The organism is Streptomyces sp. NPDC060232, from assembly GCF_042726555.1.
Lineage (GTDB): Bacteria > Actinomycetota > Actinomycetes > Streptomycetales > Streptomycetaceae > Streptomyces.
Genome location: NZ_JBHXAG010000039.1, coordinates 1 through 19,488 on the forward strand (window position 1 = coordinate 1; position 19,488 = coordinate 19,488).

16 protein-coding genes, 2 tRNA genes and 1 pseudogene are annotated in these 19,488 nt (G+C 72.6%); 10 read left to right on the plus strand and 9 right to left on the minus strand.

Annotated features, from left to right (window positions below; all coding sequences use genetic code 11):
• Window positions 1-180 precede the first annotated feature (180 nt).
• Window positions 181-795 carry a histidine phosphatase family protein gene (locus ACFWFZ_RS32955; protein WP_387127455.1) on the minus strand — a complete coding sequence of 205 codons (615 nt, stop codon included), beginning with the start codon at window positions 793-795 and terminating at the stop codon, window positions 181-183.
• Between the two features lie 102 nt (window positions 796-897).
• Here ACFWFZ_RS32955 and ACFWFZ_RS32960 point away from each other — a divergent pair, with 102 nt between their 5' ends.
• Genes ACFWFZ_RS32960 through ACFWFZ_RS32970 form a run of 3 tightly spaced genes read left to right on the plus strand, consistent with a single transcriptional unit; the run spans window position 898 to window position 5,011 of the window.
• Window positions 898-2,094 carry a hypothetical protein gene (locus ACFWFZ_RS32960; RefSeq protein WP_387127457.1) on the plus strand — a complete coding sequence of 399 codons (1,197 nt, stop codon included), beginning with the start codon at window positions 898-900 and terminating at the stop codon, window positions 2,092-2,094.
• Entirely contained in the window at window positions 2,082-3,665 is a 1,584-nt protein-coding gene (locus ACFWFZ_RS32965; protein WP_387127459.1) for a hypothetical protein, read from the plus strand. Before ACFWFZ_RS32960 ends, ACFWFZ_RS32965 begins: the two co-directional genes overlap by 13 nt.
• Window positions 3,662-5,011 (plus strand): AAA domain-containing protein, encoded by a 1,350-nt coding sequence (locus ACFWFZ_RS32970; protein ID WP_387127461.1) that lies wholly within the window; start codon window positions 3,662-3,664, stop codon window positions 5,009-5,011. The genes ACFWFZ_RS32965 and ACFWFZ_RS32970 overlap by 4 nt, the downstream gene beginning before the upstream one ends.
• Window positions 5,012-5,064: 53 nt before the next feature.
• Here the strand turns inward: ACFWFZ_RS32970 and ACFWFZ_RS32975 are convergent, their stop codons facing one another.
• Window positions 5,065-5,541 (minus strand): MarR family winged helix-turn-helix transcriptional regulator, encoded by a 477-nt coding sequence (locus ACFWFZ_RS32975; protein WP_387127463.1) that lies wholly within the window; start codon window positions 5,539-5,541, stop codon window positions 5,065-5,067.
• Window positions 5,542-5,656: 115 nt separating this feature from the next.
• Between ACFWFZ_RS32975 and ACFWFZ_RS32980 the strand changes: the two genes are divergently transcribed.
• The 4 genes and pseudogenes from ACFWFZ_RS32980 (at window position 5,657) to ACFWFZ_RS32995 (ending at window position 7,645) form a co-directional block, all read left to right on the plus strand.
• The gene (locus tag ACFWFZ_RS32980) at window positions 5,657-6,238 is read left to right on the plus strand and encodes an NADPH-dependent FMN reductase (protein WP_387127465.1); all 582 of its coding nucleotides are present in this window, start codon (window positions 5,657-5,659) and stop codon (window positions 6,236-6,238) included.
• A gap of 243 nt (window positions 6,239-6,481) precedes the next feature.
• Entirely contained in the window at window positions 6,482-6,826 is a 345-nt protein-coding gene (locus ACFWFZ_RS32985; protein WP_387127467.1) for a hypothetical protein, read from the plus strand.
• A gap of 130 nt (window positions 6,827-6,956) precedes the next feature.
• Window positions 6,957-7,581: pseudogene (locus tag ACFWFZ_RS32990) on the plus strand (bifunctional DNA primase/polymerase).
• Window positions 7,572-7,645, plus strand: a tRNA-Lys gene (locus ACFWFZ_RS32995). The pseudogene ACFWFZ_RS32990 and the gene ACFWFZ_RS32995 overlap by 10 nt, the downstream one beginning before the upstream one ends.
• A 76-nt stretch (window positions 7,646-7,721) precedes the next feature.
• On the opposite strand, the gene ACFWFZ_RS33000 is transcribed toward ACFWFZ_RS32995, so the two are convergent.
• Entirely contained in the window at window positions 7,722-8,957 is a 1,236-nt protein-coding gene (locus ACFWFZ_RS33000; RefSeq protein WP_387127469.1) for a M6 family metalloprotease domain-containing protein, read from the minus strand.
• A 345-nt stretch (window positions 8,958-9,302) separates the two neighbouring features.
• Here ACFWFZ_RS33000 and ACFWFZ_RS33005 point away from each other — a divergent pair, with 345 nt between their 5' ends.
• A complete protein-coding gene (locus ACFWFZ_RS33005) occupies window positions 9,303-11,180 on the plus strand; it encodes a putative bifunctional diguanylate cyclase/phosphodiesterase (protein WP_387127471.1) in 1,878 nt (625 codons plus the stop codon).
• Window positions 11,181-11,312: 132 nt separating this feature from the next.
• The gene (locus ACFWFZ_RS33010; protein WP_387127473.1) at window positions 11,313-12,032 is read left to right on the plus strand and encodes an ALF repeat-containing protein; all 720 of its coding nucleotides are present in this window, start codon (window positions 11,313-11,315) and stop codon (window positions 12,030-12,032) included.
• Window positions 12,033-12,080: 48 nt separating this feature from the next.
• On the opposite strand, the gene ACFWFZ_RS33015 is transcribed toward ACFWFZ_RS33010, so the two are convergent.
• From ACFWFZ_RS33015 to ACFWFZ_RS33030, 4 genes are all read right to left on the minus strand, one after another.
• On the minus strand, window positions 12,081-12,341 hold the full coding sequence (locus tag ACFWFZ_RS33015) for a DUF397 domain-containing protein (RefSeq protein ID WP_387127475.1): 261 nt from the start codon (window positions 12,339-12,341) through the stop codon (window positions 12,081-12,083).
• Window positions 12,301-13,149 (minus strand): helix-turn-helix transcriptional regulator, encoded by an 849-nt coding sequence (locus ACFWFZ_RS33020; RefSeq protein WP_387127477.1) that lies wholly within the window; start codon window positions 13,147-13,149, stop codon window positions 12,301-12,303. Before ACFWFZ_RS33020 ends, ACFWFZ_RS33015 begins: the two co-directional genes overlap by 41 nt.
• Before the next feature lie 159 nt (window positions 13,150-13,308).
• Window positions 13,309-14,991 (minus strand): glycosyl hydrolase family 18 protein, encoded by a 1,683-nt coding sequence (locus tag ACFWFZ_RS33025; protein ID WP_387127479.1) that lies wholly within the window; start codon window positions 14,989-14,991, stop codon window positions 13,309-13,311.
• Window positions 14,992-15,246: 255 nt separating this feature from the next.
• Window positions 15,247-16,362 (minus strand): LLM class flavin-dependent oxidoreductase, encoded by a 1,116-nt coding sequence (locus ACFWFZ_RS33030; RefSeq protein ID WP_387127527.1) that lies wholly within the window; start codon window positions 16,360-16,362, stop codon window positions 15,247-15,249.
• A gap of 315 nt (window positions 16,363-16,677) precedes the next feature.
• On the opposite strand from ACFWFZ_RS33030, the gene ACFWFZ_RS33035 reads away from it, so the two are divergent.
• Complete coding sequence (locus ACFWFZ_RS33035) at window positions 16,678-17,436, plus strand: IclR family transcriptional regulator C-terminal domain-containing protein (protein WP_030027850.1); 759 nt, start codon at window positions 16,678-16,680, stop codon at window positions 17,434-17,436.
• Window positions 17,437-17,555: 119 nt separating this feature from the next.
• On the opposite strand, the gene ACFWFZ_RS33040 is transcribed toward ACFWFZ_RS33035, so the two are convergent.
• Both ACFWFZ_RS33040 and ACFWFZ_RS33045 read right to left on the minus strand, forming a co-directional pair.
• A tRNA-Lys gene (locus tag ACFWFZ_RS33040) sits at window positions 17,556-17,629 on the minus strand.
• 162 nt (window positions 17,630-17,791) lie between these two features.
• Window positions 17,792-19,474 (minus strand): AMP-binding protein, encoded by a 1,683-nt coding sequence (locus ACFWFZ_RS33045; RefSeq protein WP_387127482.1) that lies wholly within the window; start codon window positions 19,472-19,474, stop codon window positions 17,792-17,794.
• Window positions 19,475-19,488: the final 14 nt, after the last annotated feature.

Genomic DNA, 19,488 nt, shown 5'->3' on the forward strand with positions numbered 1-19,488 from the left:
ACTGCTACCCGCCGCGGGAGCGGAAGGGCGCCGAGCCGAGGAGACACCCCTGCCCGGCACCGCGACCGGCCCGCACCACCCCAGCCCCGCCGGCGATTGAGGCGCGGGGTCTGGGGCGGAGCCCCAGCACCACCCCGCCCGGCAGGGCGAAGACCCGGGCCCGGGGCGCGCCCCGGACTGCTACCCCCGCGGGAGCGGATCGGCGTCGAGGTGGCCCGTGTCGTTCCAGCGTTCCAGCGCAGGGGCTCCGTAGGCCCAGCCCAGGACCGACAGGGACGTCGGTTCCAGGCGGATGCGGGCGCCGAAGGACGCGTCGAAGCCCAGCCAGCGCGCGGCCAGCGTGCGCAGAATGTGTCCGTGGGCGAAGACCAGTACGTCCCGCTCCGCCGAGCGCGCCCACGCCACCACCTCGTCGGCGCGTGCCGAGACGTCGGCGACGGACTCGCCGCCGGGGACGCCGTCGCGCCAGATCAGCCAGCCCGGCCGGACCGCCTGGATCTCGGCCGGGGTCATGCCCTCGTAGTCGCCGTAGTCCCACTCCATCAGCGCGTCCCACGGCTCCGCCCGCACCCCGAAGCCCGCCAGCTCGCAGCTCTCGCTCGCGCGGACCAGCGGGCTGGTGCGCACCTCAAGGTCCGGCAGGCCCTTCCACGGGTCGCGGGCGAGGCGTTCGCCGAGCAGTTTCGCGCCCTGTCTACCCTCCTCCAGCAGCGGCACGTCCGTGCGTCCGGTGTGCTTGCCGAGCTGGGACCACGCCGTCTGGCCGTGGCGGGCCAGCAGGATACGGGGGGCCATGCGAATCTCCCGATCGGTGCGTTTCCTCGTCCGTCCATCATCCATCACGCCCCCGCCCTGCTCTCCCACCGGCCCGTTTTCGCGCTCCGCACACGATTGTCAGTGGCGGATGGGAGACTTCCGCGGGTGAGCTCTTACCCGCCCGGCAGCCCCGCGCAGCCGACCACGCTGCGCCAGCGGCTCGCCGGCCTGCGAGGCCCCGCCGTGCAGCCCCGCCCGCTCGACGCCCGGGCGCTGGCGGCCCTCGCCGCCAACCCCGGCTGCGGCAGACGCGCACTGCTCGACGGCGCCGGTGTGGACAAGAACGCCCTCGCCACGGCCCTCGGCTCGCCCGCCGCCTTCGGGCAGTCGCAGTTCGCCATCGTCCGCGGGAACTCCTTCGAGGCGAAGGTCAAGGGCGACGGCGGCGCCGAGCTGCTGCGGCTGGTCCACCGGTACCTCGATCCGGCCGCCGAGCCCCCGCCGGGGGCCGGCGCCCGCGTCCCCGACCTGACGGCCGCAGGGCCCGAGGGCCGCGCCGCCCGGACCGCGCTCGCCCTGCGCGAGGCCACCGCGGCGAAGGACTGGACCCTGCTGGACCATCCGATGCTGGCGCTGGAGGTGGCCGGTTCCCCGGCCTATCTGGAGCCGGACGCCGTCGTCGTGCACCCCGACGGCCGCTGGACCGTGGTGGAGATCAAGTCGTTCCCCATGATCGACGCGGCCGCGGACGCCGCGAAGGTGGGCGCGGCGGCCCGCCAGGCCGCCGTCTACGTCCTGGCGCTGGAGCGGACCGCCGAGAAGCTGCCCGGCGCCGAGGTCGGGCACACCGTGCTGCTGGTGTGCCCCAAGGACTTCTCCAACCTGCCCACGGCCGCCCCCGTCGACATCCGCCGCGAGCGCGCGGTGACCCGGCGCCAGCTGGACCGGCTGACCCGGGTCGAGGAGCTGGCCGCCGCGCTGCCCGAAGGGCTGACCTTCGACCCGGAGCGGACCGCGGAGGAGCTGGCCGAGGCCGTGTCGGCGGTGGACGCCGCCTACGCCCCCGAGTGCCTGGCCGCCTGTGAGCTGGCCTTCCACTGCCGGGAGCGGGCCCGCGCCGCCGACGAGGTCACGGCGCTGGGCCGTTCCGTACGGGGCGAGCTGGGCGCGCTGACCACCGTCGAGGAAGCCCTCGCGGCTGCTTCCGGCGCCGGCTGCGCCGAGGACCCCACGGCCGCCGCCCTGCACCGCGCGGCCCGGCTGCGCGCGGAGGCGCTGGAACTGGCCGCCGCCGTTCCCCGTCGACACGTCCCGGAGTCACCCGAATGCCCCTGCTGAGCACCCTGGCCCGGTTGGAGGCCGTCCGCGCGGGCCGCGCACAGCCGCTCGCGACGGTGCGCCATCGCCACCTGAGTGGGAACCCGCTGGTCTTCGTGCCGCTGACGACCGCCGGTGAGGCCGGGGCCCCGCTGGGCGCGATGGTCGGCACCGACCGGACGGAGCCGCGGGTCTTCGTGATACCCCAGCCCCGCGACCGGGACCTGCGCTGGGCGTTCCTCGCCGAGCTCGCGGTCCACGTACTGGCCCACATCGACGCGTACGCCGATGCCGTGGAGCCGGCCGAGCGCAGCGAGACCGATCCGGATACGGGCAAGCGGGTCAAGGTCGAGACCGAGCTGTGCGTGGACGCGCCGCAGTTGATCGTGCCGAGCCGTGCGGGCATCGAGTACGTGCGGCTGCTCGGGCGGTCCATGAGGTTCCGGCGCACCGCGGAGGAGGATCCGGACAATCCGTATCCGGCGCCTTCGCGGGTGCCGCTGCTGGGGCGCTGGTTCACGCACCTCGGCGAACGGGCGCGGGTGCCCGGGTCCTCGATGCTGCTGGCGGCGACGGACCTGCTGTCGCGGCACTGGGCGACCGGCCAGAGCAACCTGGAGGACCAGCACCTGGGCGCGCTCCTGGCCTGGATCGCGCCGTCCGGTGGCCGGTCGGGGGCCGAGGCGGCCCTGCGTGCGGAGCTGGGCCGCGACGAGCACGGCCAACTGCTGTGCCCGCCGGCCGGTCCGGCCACCGACCCGGCTTTCGACAACAAGCTGCTGGCTCCGGCGATCACCCGCTACGACGCGGCGCGCGCTGCTCTGGCGGCCGGGCCCGGGGACGACGACCGCGGGGTCCGCACGGCGGAACAGGCCGTGCGCCGGCTGGTGGTGGACCAGATGACGAGTACCTGGTGGGCCACGTGGGAGGCGATCGACCTGGTCCGCGCGCTGCCGGCGGGCGAGCGGGCGGAGGAGCGCTGGACGCGCGACCGCTGGTCGTACACCGGGCACCGGGACCGCGTACGGGCGGGCGAGCCGCCGCAGCCGCGCCGTGACGACGCGGTGACGGCGGCGCAGAAGCTGGCCACGCGGGAGACCGAGCAGGTGCGCCTGGACGCTCAGGAGGCGCTGGACGACCCGCTGGTCATGGCGGGTCGGCGGCTGGCGGGCGAGGCCTTCGCCGGCGAGGTCACCGACGTGGTGATGGAGTGGACGGAGTCGAAGCGGCCCAGCCCCCGGCCGCTGGTGACGGTGTCCACGGAGGACCGGCCGCAGCTCGCCGACGGCAGCGGGGCGAAGGTGTACCGCTCGCTGGACGGGCGGCCGCAGAGCGCGCAGTTCGTCCGGGTCGAGGAGGACGGGCAGCTGGTGCTGCGGCTCCTCGACAAGATGGGGCGGGGTCGGGACCCGGAGCCGGGTTCCGTGCCGGAGAAGGGCGACCGCGTGTGCTGGACGCTCTTCGAGCACGACGCTCGCGGCGGTCCGAAGCTCCCGGACCCGGAGCAGACGCCGTGGACCCATGGCGGGCCGCCGGGGTCCGGGGCCGCCGCCCACCTTCCCGACGCCGTCACCGACGAGGACATCCTGTGACTCCTGTGACCGCACCGGCCGCCTTCGACCCGGGTGCCGCTGCCGCCCGGGCGACCGCGGCGATCCTGCACGACACCCTGCACGGGACCGAGCGGGGTGTCGTCGTCGACTCCCCGCCGGGGGCCGGCAAGTCCACACTCGTCGTCCGCGCATCGCGGGAGCTGGCCGCGGCGGGACGCCGGCTGATGGTGGTGGCGCAGACGAACGCGCAGGTCGATGACCTGGTGCTGCGTCTGGCCGACAAGGACCCTGAGCTGAGGGTCGGCCGGTTGCACAGCAGCGACGGGGATGCCTACGACCCGGCGCTGCGGGAGCTGCCGTCGGTGACCCTGTCGGCCAGGCCGGGGGACCTCGCGGAGCTGCCGGTCACCATCTCCACGGCGGCCAAGTGGGCGTTCGTCAAGGACGTCGAGCCGTGGCAGCACGCGATCGTCGACGAGGCGTACCAGATGCGCTCCGACGCGCTGCTGGCCGTCGCAGGGCTGTTCGAGCGGGCGCTGTTCGTGGGCGACCCGGGGCAGCTGGACCCCTTCAGCGTGGTCGGGGCCGAGCAGTGGGCGGGGCTGTCCTACGACCCTTCGGCGTCGGCGGTGAGCACGCTGCTGGCGCACAACCCGCAGCTGCCGCAGCACCGGCTGCCGGTGTCGTGGCGGCTCCCGGCGACGGCGGCGCCGCTGGTGTCCCGCGCGTTCTACCCGTACACGCAGTTCCGCAGCGGTACGGGCCCGGGCGAGCGGAGGCTGTCGTACGGGGTGGCCTCGGACGGGTCGGGCCCGGACCGGGTGCTGGACGAGGCCGCCGAGGCGGGCTGGGGCCTGCTGGAGCTGCCGGCGCGGCACACACCGCGCACCGACCCGGAGGCGGTCGGCGCGGTGGCGCTGGTGGTGCGCCGGGCCCTGGACCGGGGGGCGGTGACCTCCGACGAGCAGTCCCCGGCGCCGGCCCCGCTGACGCCGGACCGGATCGCGGTCGGCACGGCCCACCGCGATCAGGCGGCCGCGGTCCGCGCGGCGCTGGCCTCGCTGGGGGTGTCGGGGGTCACGGTGGACACGGCGAACCGGCTGCAGGGCCGCGAGTACGACCTGACGGTGGTCCTGCACCCGCTGTCGGGCCGCCCGGACGCGACGGCCTTCCACCTGGAGACGGGCCGCCTGTGCGTGCTGGCTTCGCGGCACCGGCACGCGTGCGTGGTGGTGGCCCGGGCGGGCATCGCGGAGTTGCTGGACGACCATCCGTCGACGGAGCCGGTGCAGCTGGGCGTGACGATGAAGTTCCCGGACGGCTGGGAGGCGAACCATTCGGTGCTGGCGCACCTGGCGGAGCACCGGGTGTCCTGGCGGCCGTAGCGGGTTCTGGGGCACACCCCCGATCCACCGGGCAGCCCCTGTACGGGCGGCTTCTACCCCTTGCGGGCGGCGCCGAACCGGTGGCGGAGCACGTCGCCCACCTCGGCCAGGGCCTGGAGCTGCTGCGGGGTCAGGAGGTCGATCAGGTGGCGGCGTACCGATTCCACGTGGAGCGGGGCGGCGTCCCTGATCGCGGCGACCCCGGTGTCGGTGAGGACCACCTCGGCGCCGCGGCCGTCGGTGGCGACCTCCTCGCGGCGGACGATGCCGCGCTGTTCCATGCGCGTGAGCTGGTGGGACAGCCGGCTGCGCGACCAGCGCATCAGCTCGGCCAGGGCGCTGATGCGCATGCGGTGGCCGTCCGTGTCGCCGAGCACGGACAGCACGTCGTAGTCGGCTTCGGAGAGCCCGCTGTCCTGGCCCAGGTCGCGCGCGATCTCCGCGTTGACCAGCGGGAACATCCGCCGCCACGCGTACCAGGCGTCCTGCTCGGCCTCGGTGAGCCAGCGGGGCTCGGATGCGGGGGTCATGCCTTCCACTCTAGTCAGATCGATGACACATCATCTACCTGGTTGACACGTCACTCACATAACGCTTTCATTAGGTGACACATCAACAACCGCGCCGACCGGGAGAGCCCACCCCATGACCCGCCTGCACGTCATCTCCGCCGCCACCCGCCCCACCTCCTCCGGCCGCCCGCTCGCCCAGTGGGTCACCGGCCAGGCGGTCGCCCACGGCGGCTTCGACGTCACCCCCGTCGACCTCGCCGAGATCGCACTGCCCTTCCTGGACGAGCCCGAGTACGCCTCCACCGGGAACTACGCCCACCAGCACACCCGCGACTGGAGCGCACTGGTCGACTCCGCCGACGCCTTCCTCTTCGTCCTGCCGATGTACAACGGCGGCTTCACCGCACCCTTCAAGAACGCCATCGACTTCCTCTACAACGAGTGGAAGGGCAAGCCGGTCGGCATCGTGAGCTACAGCGCCGGCCCCACCGGCGGCGCCCCGGCCGCCGAGATGCTGCTGCCCGTCCTGACCCGCCTCGGCATGCTGCCCGCCGAGCACTCCGTCGCCGTCCCGGGCATCCCGAAGCTGATCGGCGCCGAGGGCTTCGAGGCCCCCGAGGCCCTCGCGGGCGAGCTGGCCGCCGTACTGGCCGACGTGGCCGAGCTGGCGGCGAAGCGTGCGGCCGAGCTCGGGGCGGAGGCCGTCACCGCCTGACCCGGATGCCGGCCGGGCGGTCGCACGCGGGGGTGCGACTGACGGCCGGTCAGCACGATCCGGGGGGCGGGCAGCGGCGCCGGTCGATCGCCTGAGCGACTCCCCCGCCACTGAGCCCTTCGGGCTGCTCGTGCACCTCATCGGCCGTACAGGTGTTCCAACCCGTCGGGGCGCGCTCTTGCGGGGCGTTGGACAATGGACGGTGGCCAGGAAGGTTTTCGCACGCGCAGCAGGAGGACAGGGATGGCAGAGCCCGAGCGGACCGAGCGGCGGCTGCGGCCGGCGCCGCTGCTCTTCGAGCCCTCGGAGGCCGTGGCGGATCCGGAGCACTTCTTCGACCTGGAGTCGATCGAGGACCCGCGCGAGCTGCTGGCCCGTGCGACCGAACTGACCCTGGCCTTCCGGGCGGCGCAGGAGCGGGCGGTGGAGTTCCAGGCCCTGGCCGCGGCCCAGCTGGCGGACCCGCGGCGCTTCGACCGGCTCACCCCCGCGGCCATCGCCGAACAGGCGGAGTGGACCGAGGACTACACCCGCAAGATGATCGAGTTCGGCGAGACCCTCCAGTACGGCCGCGCCGACCTGACGTAGGCAGCGGGGCGGGGCCGGGTCCATCGCGGCGCGTCATATGCGGGGGGCACCATACTCCACGCCCGGCCCCCCTGTCCCGATTTCGGTGACTCCCGGAGATCGACCCGCTACGGCGGGTAGACCTTGGCATATGACGACGCTGACGACGGCCCACGGATGCACCGCCCTCCACGCCCGCGGCGAGCGCACGCGCACCGCGCCCGCCACACACGTCACCCCGCAGGGCGCCGCATGGCTCACCTCGGCCTCCGCTCACCCCCGCCGCACCCTCGCGCTGTGGGAGGCCCGCCCCGGCCTCCCGGCGACACTGCCCTGCGGGAGCGCCTTCGACGTCGTCAACGTCCCGCTCGTCCTCGGGCGCCGAATCCTGGACCTGCTCTGGGCCGAGGGACCCGGCTCCGGCCCGGTCGCCGTGCACCGCGGCCGGATGCTGCTCTTCGCCGCCCCCGGCACCGCGCACCGGCTGCCCGCACTGCTGGCGTGGGAGGAATGGGGGGCCTCCCGGCCCGCCCCCGCGCCCCTGTGCCACGGCCGCGGCGACGCCGTGACCGTGCCTCCGCTCGCCGCCGGCCCGGGTCCGTCGCGGTGGCTGGTGGCCCCCGACGCCCGGGAGCCTTGGCTGCCGGGGCCCGAGGCCCTGCTCTGGGCCTTCGTGCGGGCGGCGCGCACCGCCGCGCCGACGGGACCTGGGGATATCGATTTTTCGTTCCGCGGATCCTCCTGCTAATGTCTTCCTCGTCAGCAAGCGCCGCTAGCTCAGTTGGTTAGAGCAGCTGACTCTTAATCAGCGGGTCCGGGGTTCGAGTCCCTGGCGGCGCACAGACGGAGGAAGGCCCCCCACGCGAGTGGGGGGCCTTCCTCGTTCCACGGCCACGCCGTCAGCGTTGCCACGCCGTCACGTCGTGATCTTCACCGTGTACGCGCCGGACCGGGTGCGGTCGGCCACCTCGACGGTGATCCGCTCCCCCGGCACCGTGTACGTCTCGCCCACCTGCAGCGGCGCGTCCGCCAGCGGCGGGTACACCGAGCGGTCCCAGCACGCCTCCGTCGCCGGGTGCGCGTCCAGCACCTCGATGGGGCCGCCGCCCGACGCCGCCTCGTTGCGCACCCGGTAGACGAGGACCCCTTCGGTGCAGGTGTCGCCGTCGTTGCCGGACGAGCCCCGCGCCTCGACGGCGATCACGCTGCCGGGCCCCGTACGGACGACCGCGAGCCGGGTGCCGCCCGTGCCGCCGCTCGGCGGGGCCTGCCCCAGCGGCTGCAGGGTGTGCAGGGACGAGCCCGACTGCACGCAGTCCACCTGGGAGGGGTCCAGCCAGCCCAGCTTCCACTTGTGCCAGGCGAACAGGTCGGGGGACATGCCGAACTGGCTGCCCATGACGTCCCAGTCGCCGACGTAGGTGTCCCAGTCGCCCTTGCCGTCGGTGGGCCGGTGGTAGAGGTCCGGCAGGTCGAAGACGTGTCCGGTCTCGTGGGCCAGCACGTTGCGGTCCGGCGGGTGGCGCTCGAAGACGGTGACGATCCGCCGCAGCTGCGCACCGTCGGCGACGATCGGGCGGTCGAAGTTGACGACCTTCGTGGCGTCGGAGTCCACCCCGGGCGCGTCCGGGTCGGCGACGAAGTAGACGATGTCGTACTTGCCGAAGTCCACCCCGGCGTCGGCCGCGGCGACCGCGTCGCGCAGGTAGGCGGCCCGGTCACCGGGGGCCCAGTCACGCCTTATCCCGTACGCGGTGGACGGCCTGGGCATCTGGATCCACTGCTTCTGCGGGTGCGGGACCAGGTGGAACCGCCCGTACGAGGCCTGCTCGAAGAAGTCGCTGGTGGCGGGGAAGTAGTCGCGGGTGAGCAGCTCGGGCGTCACGGTGCTCCGGTGGTCGGGGAAGGAGAGGAAGACCATGACCGCGTCGAGTGTGCGTTCGGGCTTGGGGTAGGCGCCGTTCCAGGTGTCCAGCCCCAGGGAGTGGTGCGCCCCCGTGCGGGTCAGCGCGCAGGGCCCGGCGCCGGAATCGGCCACCGCGGGACCCGCGACGAGCGACATGGCGGCGAGCGCCGTGAGGGAAGTGAGTGCCGCGGCGGTACTTCGGACGCGAGAGCGGTCCACTCCCCCGGGTGTCTGCTGACGCGTCACATCGACCTCCGGTGGTGGATTCGTACCTGTTTAGCCACCTTGAGGCGATCGTCTTACCAATGCCCTGTTCCGCTGCCCCACACGAGTGAGCGATGAGGCAAGCCGGTGACCCCCGGACTTCACGCGGATGCCTACAGAACGTCACGTCCGATCACCCGAGATCAGCCAGGGTCTCCTCCCGCTCAGAGCCGCGCAGAAACGATCACGCGATCTTGGTCCGACGATCCGTCATCACGCCGAACTCCGCCGTCTCAACCGGTGACGCCGCTGGATAGGGCCTCCCGGCAGCCTCTATGATCGGCACACTTTCCTGCACGGACACTCACGAACACTGCGGGGCCAACGGTGAGCGGAACCTCAGAGGGAACCGGTTCGGCGGCCGACAGCATCCGATCGGCCATCACGGAGCGTCACCCGTCAGTGCCGGCAGTGCCGTCGGCATCCCTTCGCGCCGATTCCGATCTGCGCGACTACCGGGCCGCGTTCAACGCGGCCCACCTCGCCATGGCGGTCGTGGACCGCGAGGGCTACGTCGTCACCGCCAACCAGGCCTTCGCCGGCCTGCTCGGCAGCGAGCCGCACGCGCTCGTCCACCGCTGCGCCGCCGACCTGGTGGACCTGGCCGCGGAGGCCCGCACCTGGGCCGCGTACCAGGAGGTCCTGCGCGGCCGTCAGGCCCGCCTGCGCTGCACCCGCCGGCTCAAGCACCCCGACGGGCACTCGCTGTGGACCGAGGTCACGCTGGGGCCCGTTCCGGGCACCGGGAACGTCCTGCTGTCCGTATCCGACATCAGCGACCGGCGCGACCTCCAGGCCCGGCTACGTCACCTCCAGATGCACGACCCGGTCACGCGGCTGCCCAACCGGGCACTGTTCTTCGAGCGGCTCTCCGCCGCCCTGGAGGCCTCCTCCTACGACCACGGCGGCGGCACCGGCCGGATCGGCCTGTGCTACCTGGACCTGGACGGCTTCAAGGCCGTCAACGACACCCTCGGCCACCGCGTCGGCGACCGGCTGCTGACGGCCGTCGCCGCCCGGCTGACCCAGTGCGCCGACCAGTCCGGCTACGGGCGCATGGGCGGCCACCTGGTCGCACGGCTCGGCGGCGACGAGTTCGCCCTGCTCGTGGAGGACTCCACCGGCACCGAGCAGCTCGCGGACCTGGCGCGCAGCGTACTGGCCGCCGTACAGGAGCCGTTCGACCTGGCCGGGCAGCGGCTGTCGGTCTCCGCGTCCATCGGCGTGGTGGAGCGGGCCACGGACGGGACCACGGCGACCGGCCTGATGCAGGCCGCCGACACGACCCTGTACTGGGCCAAGGCGGACGGCAAGGCCCGCTGGACCCTCTTCGACCCGGAGCGCAACGCGCACCGCATGACCCGGCAGGCACTGTCCTCGACGCTGCGGCCGGCCGTGGAGCAGGGCGAGTTCGCGCTGGAGTACCAACCGCTGGTGGACCTGGAGAGCGGCGCGCTGCGCGGGGTCGAGGCCCTGGTGCGCTGGAGGCACCCGCAGTTCGGCACGCTGACGCCGAATCGGTTCATCGGTATCGCCGAGGAGGACGGGTCCATCGTCCAGCTGGGGCAGTGGGTGCTGCGCACCGCGTGCCGGCAGGCGCGGCGCTGGCAGATCGAACAGCCCAGCGACACCCCGGTCTTCGTGTCCGTCAACGTCGCCGTGCGGCAGGTGTGGGACTCGGACCTGGTGGGCGACGTCGCGGAGATCCTCGCGGAGACGGGTCTGGCGCCGCAGCTGCTCCAGCTGGAGCTGACCGAGTCGGCGGTGATGGGCTCGGCCGGAAGGCCGCTGCAGGCTCTGCAGGCGCTGAGCGACATGGGCGTCCGCATCGCCATCGACGACTTCGGCACCGGCTACTCGAACCTGGCCTACCTGAGCCGGCTGCCGGTCTCGGTGCTGAAGCTGGACGGATCCTTCGTCCGGGGCTTCCGCTACGACGAGGGCGCGCACCCGAACCCGGCCGACGAGACCATCGTCGAGGCCCTGGTCCAGCTCGCGCACCGGCTGGGTCTCACGGTGACCGCGGAATGCGTGGAGACGGCGGGGCAGGCGGCCCGGCTGCGGCGCGTCGGCTGCGACACGGGCCAGGGCTGGCTGTACTCCCGCGCGGTGGCCCCGGACGTGATCGCCCGCATGATCGGCCGCCGCGTGGAGGCGGCGGCCCCCTCCCAGCCCGACGAGTCGGCCCGGCACCCCCTGGTCTGACGGGGAGTGTGAGATGCGTCGGCAGGTGGAACCAAACGGCCTGGCCCGGTGGCCAGTTGTCCCGCTGTCAACCCGCTTGTGAAGATCGTCTGGCTGTCGAGACCCGGACAGCCATTCGATCGTGGGGGAACCATGAAACTGACCCGAGCCGCACTCGCCCTGACCGCCGGCGCCCTGGCCCCGGCCCTGCTGCTCGCCACCCCGTCCCTCGCCTCCGCCGCGCCGGCCACGGCGCCGGCGTCCGCCCCGGCGAGCGCGGTGGTGGGCTCCGACACGGAGAACGCCGTCGCCATCGCCAAGATCCTCGCCGATCCGGCGAGCGGCAAGGGCGTGATCCGGGAGGCCAACAAGGCCCTCAGCGGCACTCCCGAGGACCGTGTGGCCTTCCTGACCACAGGTCTCGCGAAGGCCCAGGACGAGGACAACCTGGTCGCCATCTTCAGGATCCTGGCCACCAACCCGCCCACCGGCAAGGCCGTGAAGCGCGAGGCCAACAAGGCCCTGGACGGCACCCCGGCCGACCGCGTGGCCTTCCTGACCACCGGTCTCGCCAAGGCCCAGGACGAGGACAACCTGGTCGCCATCTTCAGGATCCTGGCCACCAACCCGCCCACCGGCAAGGCCGTGAAGCGCGAGGCCAACAAGGCCCTGGACGGCACCCCGGCCGACCGCGTGGCCTTCCTGACCACCGGCCTGCGCCTGGCCCGGGCCGAGGACGACCGCGTGGACGTCGCACGGATCCTGGCCCGCCCGGGCATCAGCGACGCGCTGCGCGCGGCGGCCGAGAAGGCGATCGACGGCACCCCGGAGGAGCTGCGGCACTTCATCACGGTCGGCCAGTACCAGGTCTGACATGCCGGTGCGGCAGCCCCCGGCGGGGGCTGCCGCCCGGGCACGCGGTCAGAGGCTCCGCACGAACGCCGTGAACGCCTCCGGGGCGACGGTGAAGGCGGGGCCGTCGGGGTTCTTGGAGTCCCGCAAGGCGACCCCGCAGGGCTGCCCAGCCACCTCCACGCAGTCGCCGCCGGAGTTCCCGCTGTACGAAGCCTTGCGCCAGGCGGCGCCGCCGTGGGGTGCGCACTCGACGCACTCGCCGCCGTTGGAGCCGCTGTAGGACGACTTACGCCACTGTGCGCCCGTCAGCATCCGGATGCTTGCCATAGCGTTCCTCCATTACGCGAGCGATCAGCTCAGCCGATGCCCGGGATGGGAGAGCCTCGGCTTGCAAGCGAGCGTAGCCGACTGAACGCTCCTTGATCACTTGCGCGTTGGCTGTCATGTGACCGGAGTCGTAGCTCTCGCTGTAGTGAATGTCCGGGGCACCGTCGAAGCGCAGCAAGGTGAACGAGCCCATCATTCCAGCGTGCTGGCCCGCATTGAAGGGCAGCACCTGGATTTCCAGCCACTGCCGCTCTTCGAGACTCAGCAGATGCGCCAGTTGGTCGCGCATCACCTCGCGGCCTCCGATCTCCCGGTGCAGAGCCGCTTCGTCAAGCACCGCCCACAGCACCGGCGGGTTCTCCCGGGTCAGTATGCGCTGTCGATCCATGCGCGCCGCCACGGCAGCGTCGAGCTTGTCAGGCCTCTCAACTCCGAGAACAGCCCGCGCATAGGCCTCCGTCTGGAGCAACCCGTGGACCAGCTGGCACTGGTAGGTGGAGATGAACGCTGCTTGGCCCTCCATCTCCGCGTACGGCTGAAACCAGCTCGGCAACTGGCTCCGCAGGACAAGCCCCACCAGGCGGGAGAACACCCCACCCGTGCCGAGGGCCGCGTCCACCCGTTCCGAGAAGTCCCGCGTCGGGACCCGGCGGCCGTTCTCCACCATGCCGATCAGGGAGCCCGTGCAGAAAATGATCGCGCCGAGCTGCGACTGCTTCAGGCCCGCCTCTTCTCTCAGCCGGCGCAGTTCGTAGCTGTAGTAGTCCAGCGGCGAGGCGCTGGGATCGATGTCGCGGGCCAGGACCATGAGAACGGCACCCCCAAGCGGGAAACGGGCTTGTGGCCGAGAGTAGCGACACCGCTACGACCCGCTGTCCGGAATCCGACAACCATGTCACACACCTCCGCCCCGCCCCCGGGAGAGGGGACGGGGCGGGGGCGTCGCTCGGCGCGGGGTGGGGGGAGATCAGCAGGCGCCGAGGTCCTTCCAGACACCCCATTCACCGGTGGTGCCCGGCGTCTCGTTCTGCGTCCACCACTGGGCCTTGTACGTGCGGCCGTCGTGGGAGACCTCGTTGCCGGCGGTGTAGATGGTGCCCGCGACGTAGGCCGGGGTCGAGCCGCAGCCGGTCGGAGGCTGCGTGGTCGGCGGGGTCGTGGTGGGCGGGGTGGTGGTCGGCGGGGTGGTGACCGGCGGCTGCGTGGCGCCGCCCAGGGCGTCGGAGATCTGGTTCAGCAGCGTGGCGTTGTTGTCCAGGCCGAGCAGGGAGTACATCATCGCGCCGGCCAGGCCGCGCTGCTTGCCGTAGTCGACCCGGGCCTGGATGGACTTCTGGTTCAGGCCGGCGAAGAACTCGCCGTCCTTGTAGAAGTACGAGGACTTCGACTGGTCGTCCCAGAAGGTGGTCGACGGGTTGTCGACGATGCCGCCGAGCTCCTTGTAGTGCGCGATGCCCGCCTGCTGGCTGAGCGGTCGCGCGCCGGAGCCGCCGGTCGCGGTCTGGGCGAGGCCGTTGGCGGTGCCGGCCGGGACGCCCTTCCAGCCGCGGTAGTAGAACTCGTAGCCCAGCGTCAGCTTGTCGGCGGGGAAGCCGCCGGTGATGCCGTAGGCCGGGTTGCCGTCGATCCAGGAGTCGATGGCGTTGTCGATGCTGTACTTCTCGGTGCCCGGCGCGATCGGGTCGGTCGGGTCGGCCGCGGACGGGTACAGCGGGGACTGGTGGTACGTGGGCCCGTCGCCGTCCCAGGCGCCGTGCATGTCGTACGTCATGATGTTGGCGTAGTCCAAGTACTGGCCGATCTTGTCGGTCTCGATGTACTTGATCTTGTCCTGGCCGGCCGGCAGGGCCGCGGTCAGCATGTACTTCTTGCCGCCGTTGGCCGCGCCCTCGGCGTCGAGCTGCTTGCGGAACTCCTGGAGCAGCAGGGTGAAGTTCTGCTTGTCCTCGGGGCCGTAGTGGTTGCCCAGGTGGCCGCCCGCGGAGCCCGGGTACTCCCAGTCGATGTCGATGCCGTCGAAGATGCCCGCCGCGGTGCCGGGGCCGCCGAAGCCGCCCTCCACCGGGAGGTCGCCCTTGATGTACTGCTTGATGCAGGAGGCGACGAACTTCTTGCGGGAGGCGTCGGTCTTGGCCGCGTCGTGGAAGTACTTGGAGTACGTCCAGCCGCCCAGCGAGATGTTGATCTTCAGGTGGGGGTACTTGGCCTTCAGTTCCTTGAACTGGTTGAAGACGCCCACGATCGGCTGGTTCCACGTGTCGGCGACGCCGTCCACGCTGTCGGCCGCGCTGAAGGACTTCTGGTAGTCGGCGTAGGAGTCGCCCGCGCCGTCACCGGCGTTGGGGTTGTTGTCGTCGCCGGCCGCCTTGTTCGCCTCGAAACAGGTGAGCTCGGTGGGGTGGATGTTGCCGAACGAGTAGTTGATGATGTCCAGCTTGCTCGCTATGCCCCGGGTGTCGAGATGCTTGGGGTAGAAGGCGTTCCCGTAGACGCTCCACTGGTCGTAGTAGGCGATGCGGACGCCGCCCGCAGCGGCTCCGGCCGCGGTGTCGGCGGCCTGGGCGGTGCCGAGTCCCGCGAAGGAGGCAAGCGCTCCGGCTGCCAGCGCGGCCGTGGCGGCGGCTGCGATGAGGGGTTTACGGATGTGCATGAACTGCCTCCGGGGGGCTGGGAGGAGAGTGCTGGAGGTTCGGGTGAGAGAAGTGATAGCGATCACTCCAGCCCCGCGTCAATGGTTCGGACCAAAGAAGGACTAGACCACTCCCGCGCCATTTACCCAAGTCAGAGACTTGGGCGCACAGCAGAAACCGCTCGCCACCCCGGGTGACGAGCGGTTTAAGGCTCCCTTGAGACACGCTCCGGCAAGGTTTTGGCAATGAACCAGCCAAACCCCTTTGTCGCGCGGTCAGTCGGCGGCGGGGGCCGGTGCGGGCATGCCGTACGCATCCGCCACGAGCTCGTAGGAGCGCAGTCGGGCCGCCCCGCTGTGGGCGTTGGCGGTCAGCATCAACTCGTCCGCGCCGGTGCGCTTCGCGAGGCCGTCGAGGCCGTCGGCGACGGCGTCGGGGGTGCCGTGGACGACGTTGGCGAGCCAGCCGTCCACGAACTCCCGCTCCAGCGGGGTGTACGGGTACGCCTCCGCCTCCTCGGGTGTGGGCACCAGCCCCGGGCGCCCGGTGCGCAGCCGCAGCATCGACAGCGCGCCCGTGAGGACCTGGGCGCGGGCCTCCTCGTCGGTGTCGGCGGCGAGCGCCGAGACCCCGATGACGGCGTAGGGGGCGTCCAGGACCGCCGAGGGCCGGAAGCTCTGGCGGTAGAGGTCGAGCGCGGGCAGGGTGCCGGCCGCGGAGAAGTGGTGGGCGTAGGCGAAGGGCAGGCCGAGCTCGCCGGCGAGCTGCGCGCTGAAGCCGGAGGAGCCGAGCAGCCACAGCGGCGGCCGCCCGGCCGGGCCCTGCACCGGGCCGGGTACGGCGTGCACGCGGGCGTACGGGTGCCCGTCGGGGAAGTCGTCGTCGAGGAAGCGGGTGAGCTCCGCGAGCCGGCGCGGGAACTCCTCCGCGCCCTCTTCGAGGCGTCCGGGCCCGCGCAGTGCGGCGGCCGTGCGACCGTCCGTGCCGGGAGCACGGCCGAGGCCGAGGTCGATCCGCCCCGGGGCGAGCGCCTCCAGGGTGCCGAACTGCTCGGCGACGGCGAGCGGGGCGTGGTTGGGCAGCATCACGCCGCCGGAGCCGAGCCGGATGCGGGAGGTGTGCGCGGCGAGGTGGGCCAGGATCACGGCGGGCGAGGAGCTGGCGACGCCGGGCATGGAGTGGTGCTCGGCGACCCAGTGGCGGTGGTAGCCGCGGGACTCGGCGAGGCGGGCGATGGCCACGCTGGTGCGCAGGGATGCGTGCGCGGTGCTGCCGGCGCCGACGGTGGCGAGGTCCAGGACGGAGAGCGGTACGGGCGCCCGGCCGAGGGCGGTGCCCCGGATACCGCTACGGCTCTCCTGCGCCGACCCCTTCGGCACCGGGTTCGGCATCTCGTCCGGCACCTCGTTCGGTACACCCGTCGGCACGCCGTTCACGCCCCCGGTGTCACTCATCGTCGATCCCGTCCCGTTCTCCACGTCCGCACGACGTCCGTGCGACACCGTACGAAGAACTCGAACCGTGAGCGGCCTCCGGGCATTCCCCGCACAGCAGTGCAGTGCGCGTGACTGCGGCATATGCCAGCGGCTTAGATCCAGGCAGACGGACGTGATCGAGCCATCAATCTCCCCAACAGGCGCTCCACATGGGCCGCTTGATGGCTATCGTGGTAGGGCAAGCGGTAACAACCTGCTAGGGGGGAAACCGTGGCGCTGAAGCCCGAGCCGACCGCGCCGTTCCACTCGGTGCAGTACGCACTACGCGTACTCGAAACGATCGCGCGTCACACCGGTGGCGTGACCGACGCGCAGATCGCGCGCGAGACCGGCCTGCCCGCAGTCCATCTCGCCCCGATGCTGCTCATGCTGCGCCGGGAGGGATACGTCCTGCAGGTGGCGGACGGCGCGTACGCCATAGGGGATTCCCTCGTCCTGCTCGGGTCCGGCACCGACCGCCAGCAGGCCCTGACCGACAAGCTCCAGGAGACCCTCGACAGGCTGCGCGACTCGGTCGGCGCGGCCGTCTACATCAGCCGGTACGTGGACGGCGAGGTCAAGATCACGCAGTTCGCGGACAGCCCGCGCACTCCGAAGGTCCACGAGTGGGTCGACTTCCGGTCGGCCGCGCACGCGAGCGCGGTCGGAAAGTGCCTGCTGACGCAGCTCGACCTGAACGGGCGGCGCGATCACCTGTCCCGGCACAAGATCGCCCGGCTCACGTCGAAGACGATCGTGAACGAGCGGATCCTCTTCTCCAAGCTGGACTCCCAGCCGGCCACCGTGCCCATGCTGGACCTGCAGGAGTACGCCGTGGGCACGGTCTGCGCGGCCGTCCCGATCACGGCGGGCGCCTCGGTCGGCTGCCTGGCCCTGTCGATGCCGGTCGAGCACGCGCACCGGCTGCGGGCCGCGGCCGACACCCTGAACCGGAAGGCCGCACCGCTGCTGCTGTCGCTCACGCTCTAGCGGGACTCCGCTCCGGCGCGGGCGGGCGGGCGGGACGCCGGGACGCCAGGCCCTCCCTACCAGGGCCGGAAAACACTTCGGGCGGTTCCCGGTGAACCGGAAACCGCCCGAAGGACAGGTGCGCCGCCAGGGACTCGAACCCCGGACCCGCTGATTAAGAGTCAGCTGCTCTAACCAACTGAGCTAGCGGCGCCTGCTGACAGAGAAAATACTACCTGGTCCGCGGGGGTGCTCCAAACCATTACCCGCGGGGTGCGCGAGGGCCGCCGGTGCCGGGCGGTGGCGCGGGTGTGCCGCTGCGCGGAGCCTTCTCCCCGCCCTGCCGGCGAGGCTGAAACGGAGCGGCGGTGCGCCGCTAGCGGTGCAGGAGGTCGAGGCGGCCGTGGGCCTCGTAGGCGGCGAGGAGGGCGGACACGTCCTCCCTGGACAGTGGGGCGTAGCTCCCGGCAGGGGTTCGGTGCCAGACCGGGTCCGCGCAGCGGAAGCCGGTGCGGCGGAGGGCGACGCGGTGGACCTTGTTCGTCGCGGTGACCGGCATCTCCGGGACGATGCGGACGTAGCGCGGGGCCATCTTCGTGCCCAGGTCCGGCTGGCGGGAGAGGAAGGCCTCGAAGTCCTCCGTGGAGAACACCGCGCCGTCACGGAGCGAGAGGGCCGCCATCACCTGGTCGCCGGCCACCTCGTCCGGGACGCCGTAGACGGCGACCGCCGTGGCGTCCGGCCAGCGGGCGAGGATGTTCTCGATCACCGCCGCGGCGAGGTTCTCGCTGTCGACGCGGAGCCGGTCGTCGGTGCGGCCCGCGAAGTAGAGGAAGCCGGCGGGGTCGCGGAAGAAGAGGTCGCCCGTCCAGTACCAGCCGTCCCGGGTGCGGTCGGCTTCCGCGTCCGGGTTGCGCCAGTAGCCCTCGAACAGGCTGCGGCCCCGGTTGACGAGCTCGCCGATCGCGGCGGAGCCGTTGAGCAGGCGGCCGTCCTCGTCCAGGGCGGCCGGAGGGCACTCCCGGCCCGTCTCCGGGTCGACGACCGCCAGGTCGTCCCCCGCACCCGCCCGGCCCAGGGCGCCCGGCGGGGTGTCCGGGGTGCGCTGGACGGAGGCGCCGCCCTCGGTGGCGCCGTAGCCCTCCACCAGGCGGACGCCGAAGCGCTCGGCGAAGCGGGCGGCGTCCACGGCCCCGGCCTCGGTGCCGAAGCCGAGCCGCAGGCTGTGGGAGCGGTCGTCGGGGCGGGGCTCGGTGGCCAGGAGGTACTGGATCGCCCGGCCGACGTAGGTGAAGTACGTCGCGCCGTAGGCCTGGACGTCGTCCAGGAACGCGGAGGCGGAGAAGCGCCGGCGCAGCGCGACCGCGGCGCCGCCGGCGAGCGCGGGGAGCCAGTCGGCGATGACGGCGTTGCCGTGGAAGAGCGGCATGCAGACGTAGTGGACGTCGTCCGGGCCGACGGAGAACTGGCGTGCCAGTGAGGCGCCGGCGGCCGCGAGCCGGCCCTGGCTGCAGACGGCGGCCTTGGGGGCTCCGGTGGAGCCGGAGGTGAAGTAGAGGAGGAGGCGGGAGCCGGGGGCGGGGCTGCGCAGGGCCGCCTCGCCGGGTTCGGCGGCGGCGTAGGGCGCGAGGAGGGCCTCGTACTCCTCGGTGCCGGTGACCAGGACGCGTACGCCGGGCAGGTCGAGGCCGCGCAGCAGCGGCAGGTGGGCGGGCTCGGTGATCAGGAGCCGGCAGTCGGTGTGCAGGATGTCGCGGGCCAGTTCGGGGCCGCGCCGGGTGGGGTTGATCCCGGCGGCGGCAGCCCCGGCGAGGGCCGCCGCGCCGAGCCAGAACGGGAACTCGGGGGTGTTGTCGAGCAGGACCCCGAGGTGCGGTTCCGCCCCGGCGGGCATGAGGTCGACGAGGAGCGCGGCGCGTGCGGCGGCTTCCTGGGCGGTCCGGTGGTGGGTGAGGACGCGGCGTTCGCCGTCCTCGTACATCAGCCCGGGCCGGTGGTCGCCCCATTGGCGCGCTACGAGCTCCGCGACGGTCTCGGGTGCTGTCGTCGTCGTCCGCATGCCGCCGGAGGGTA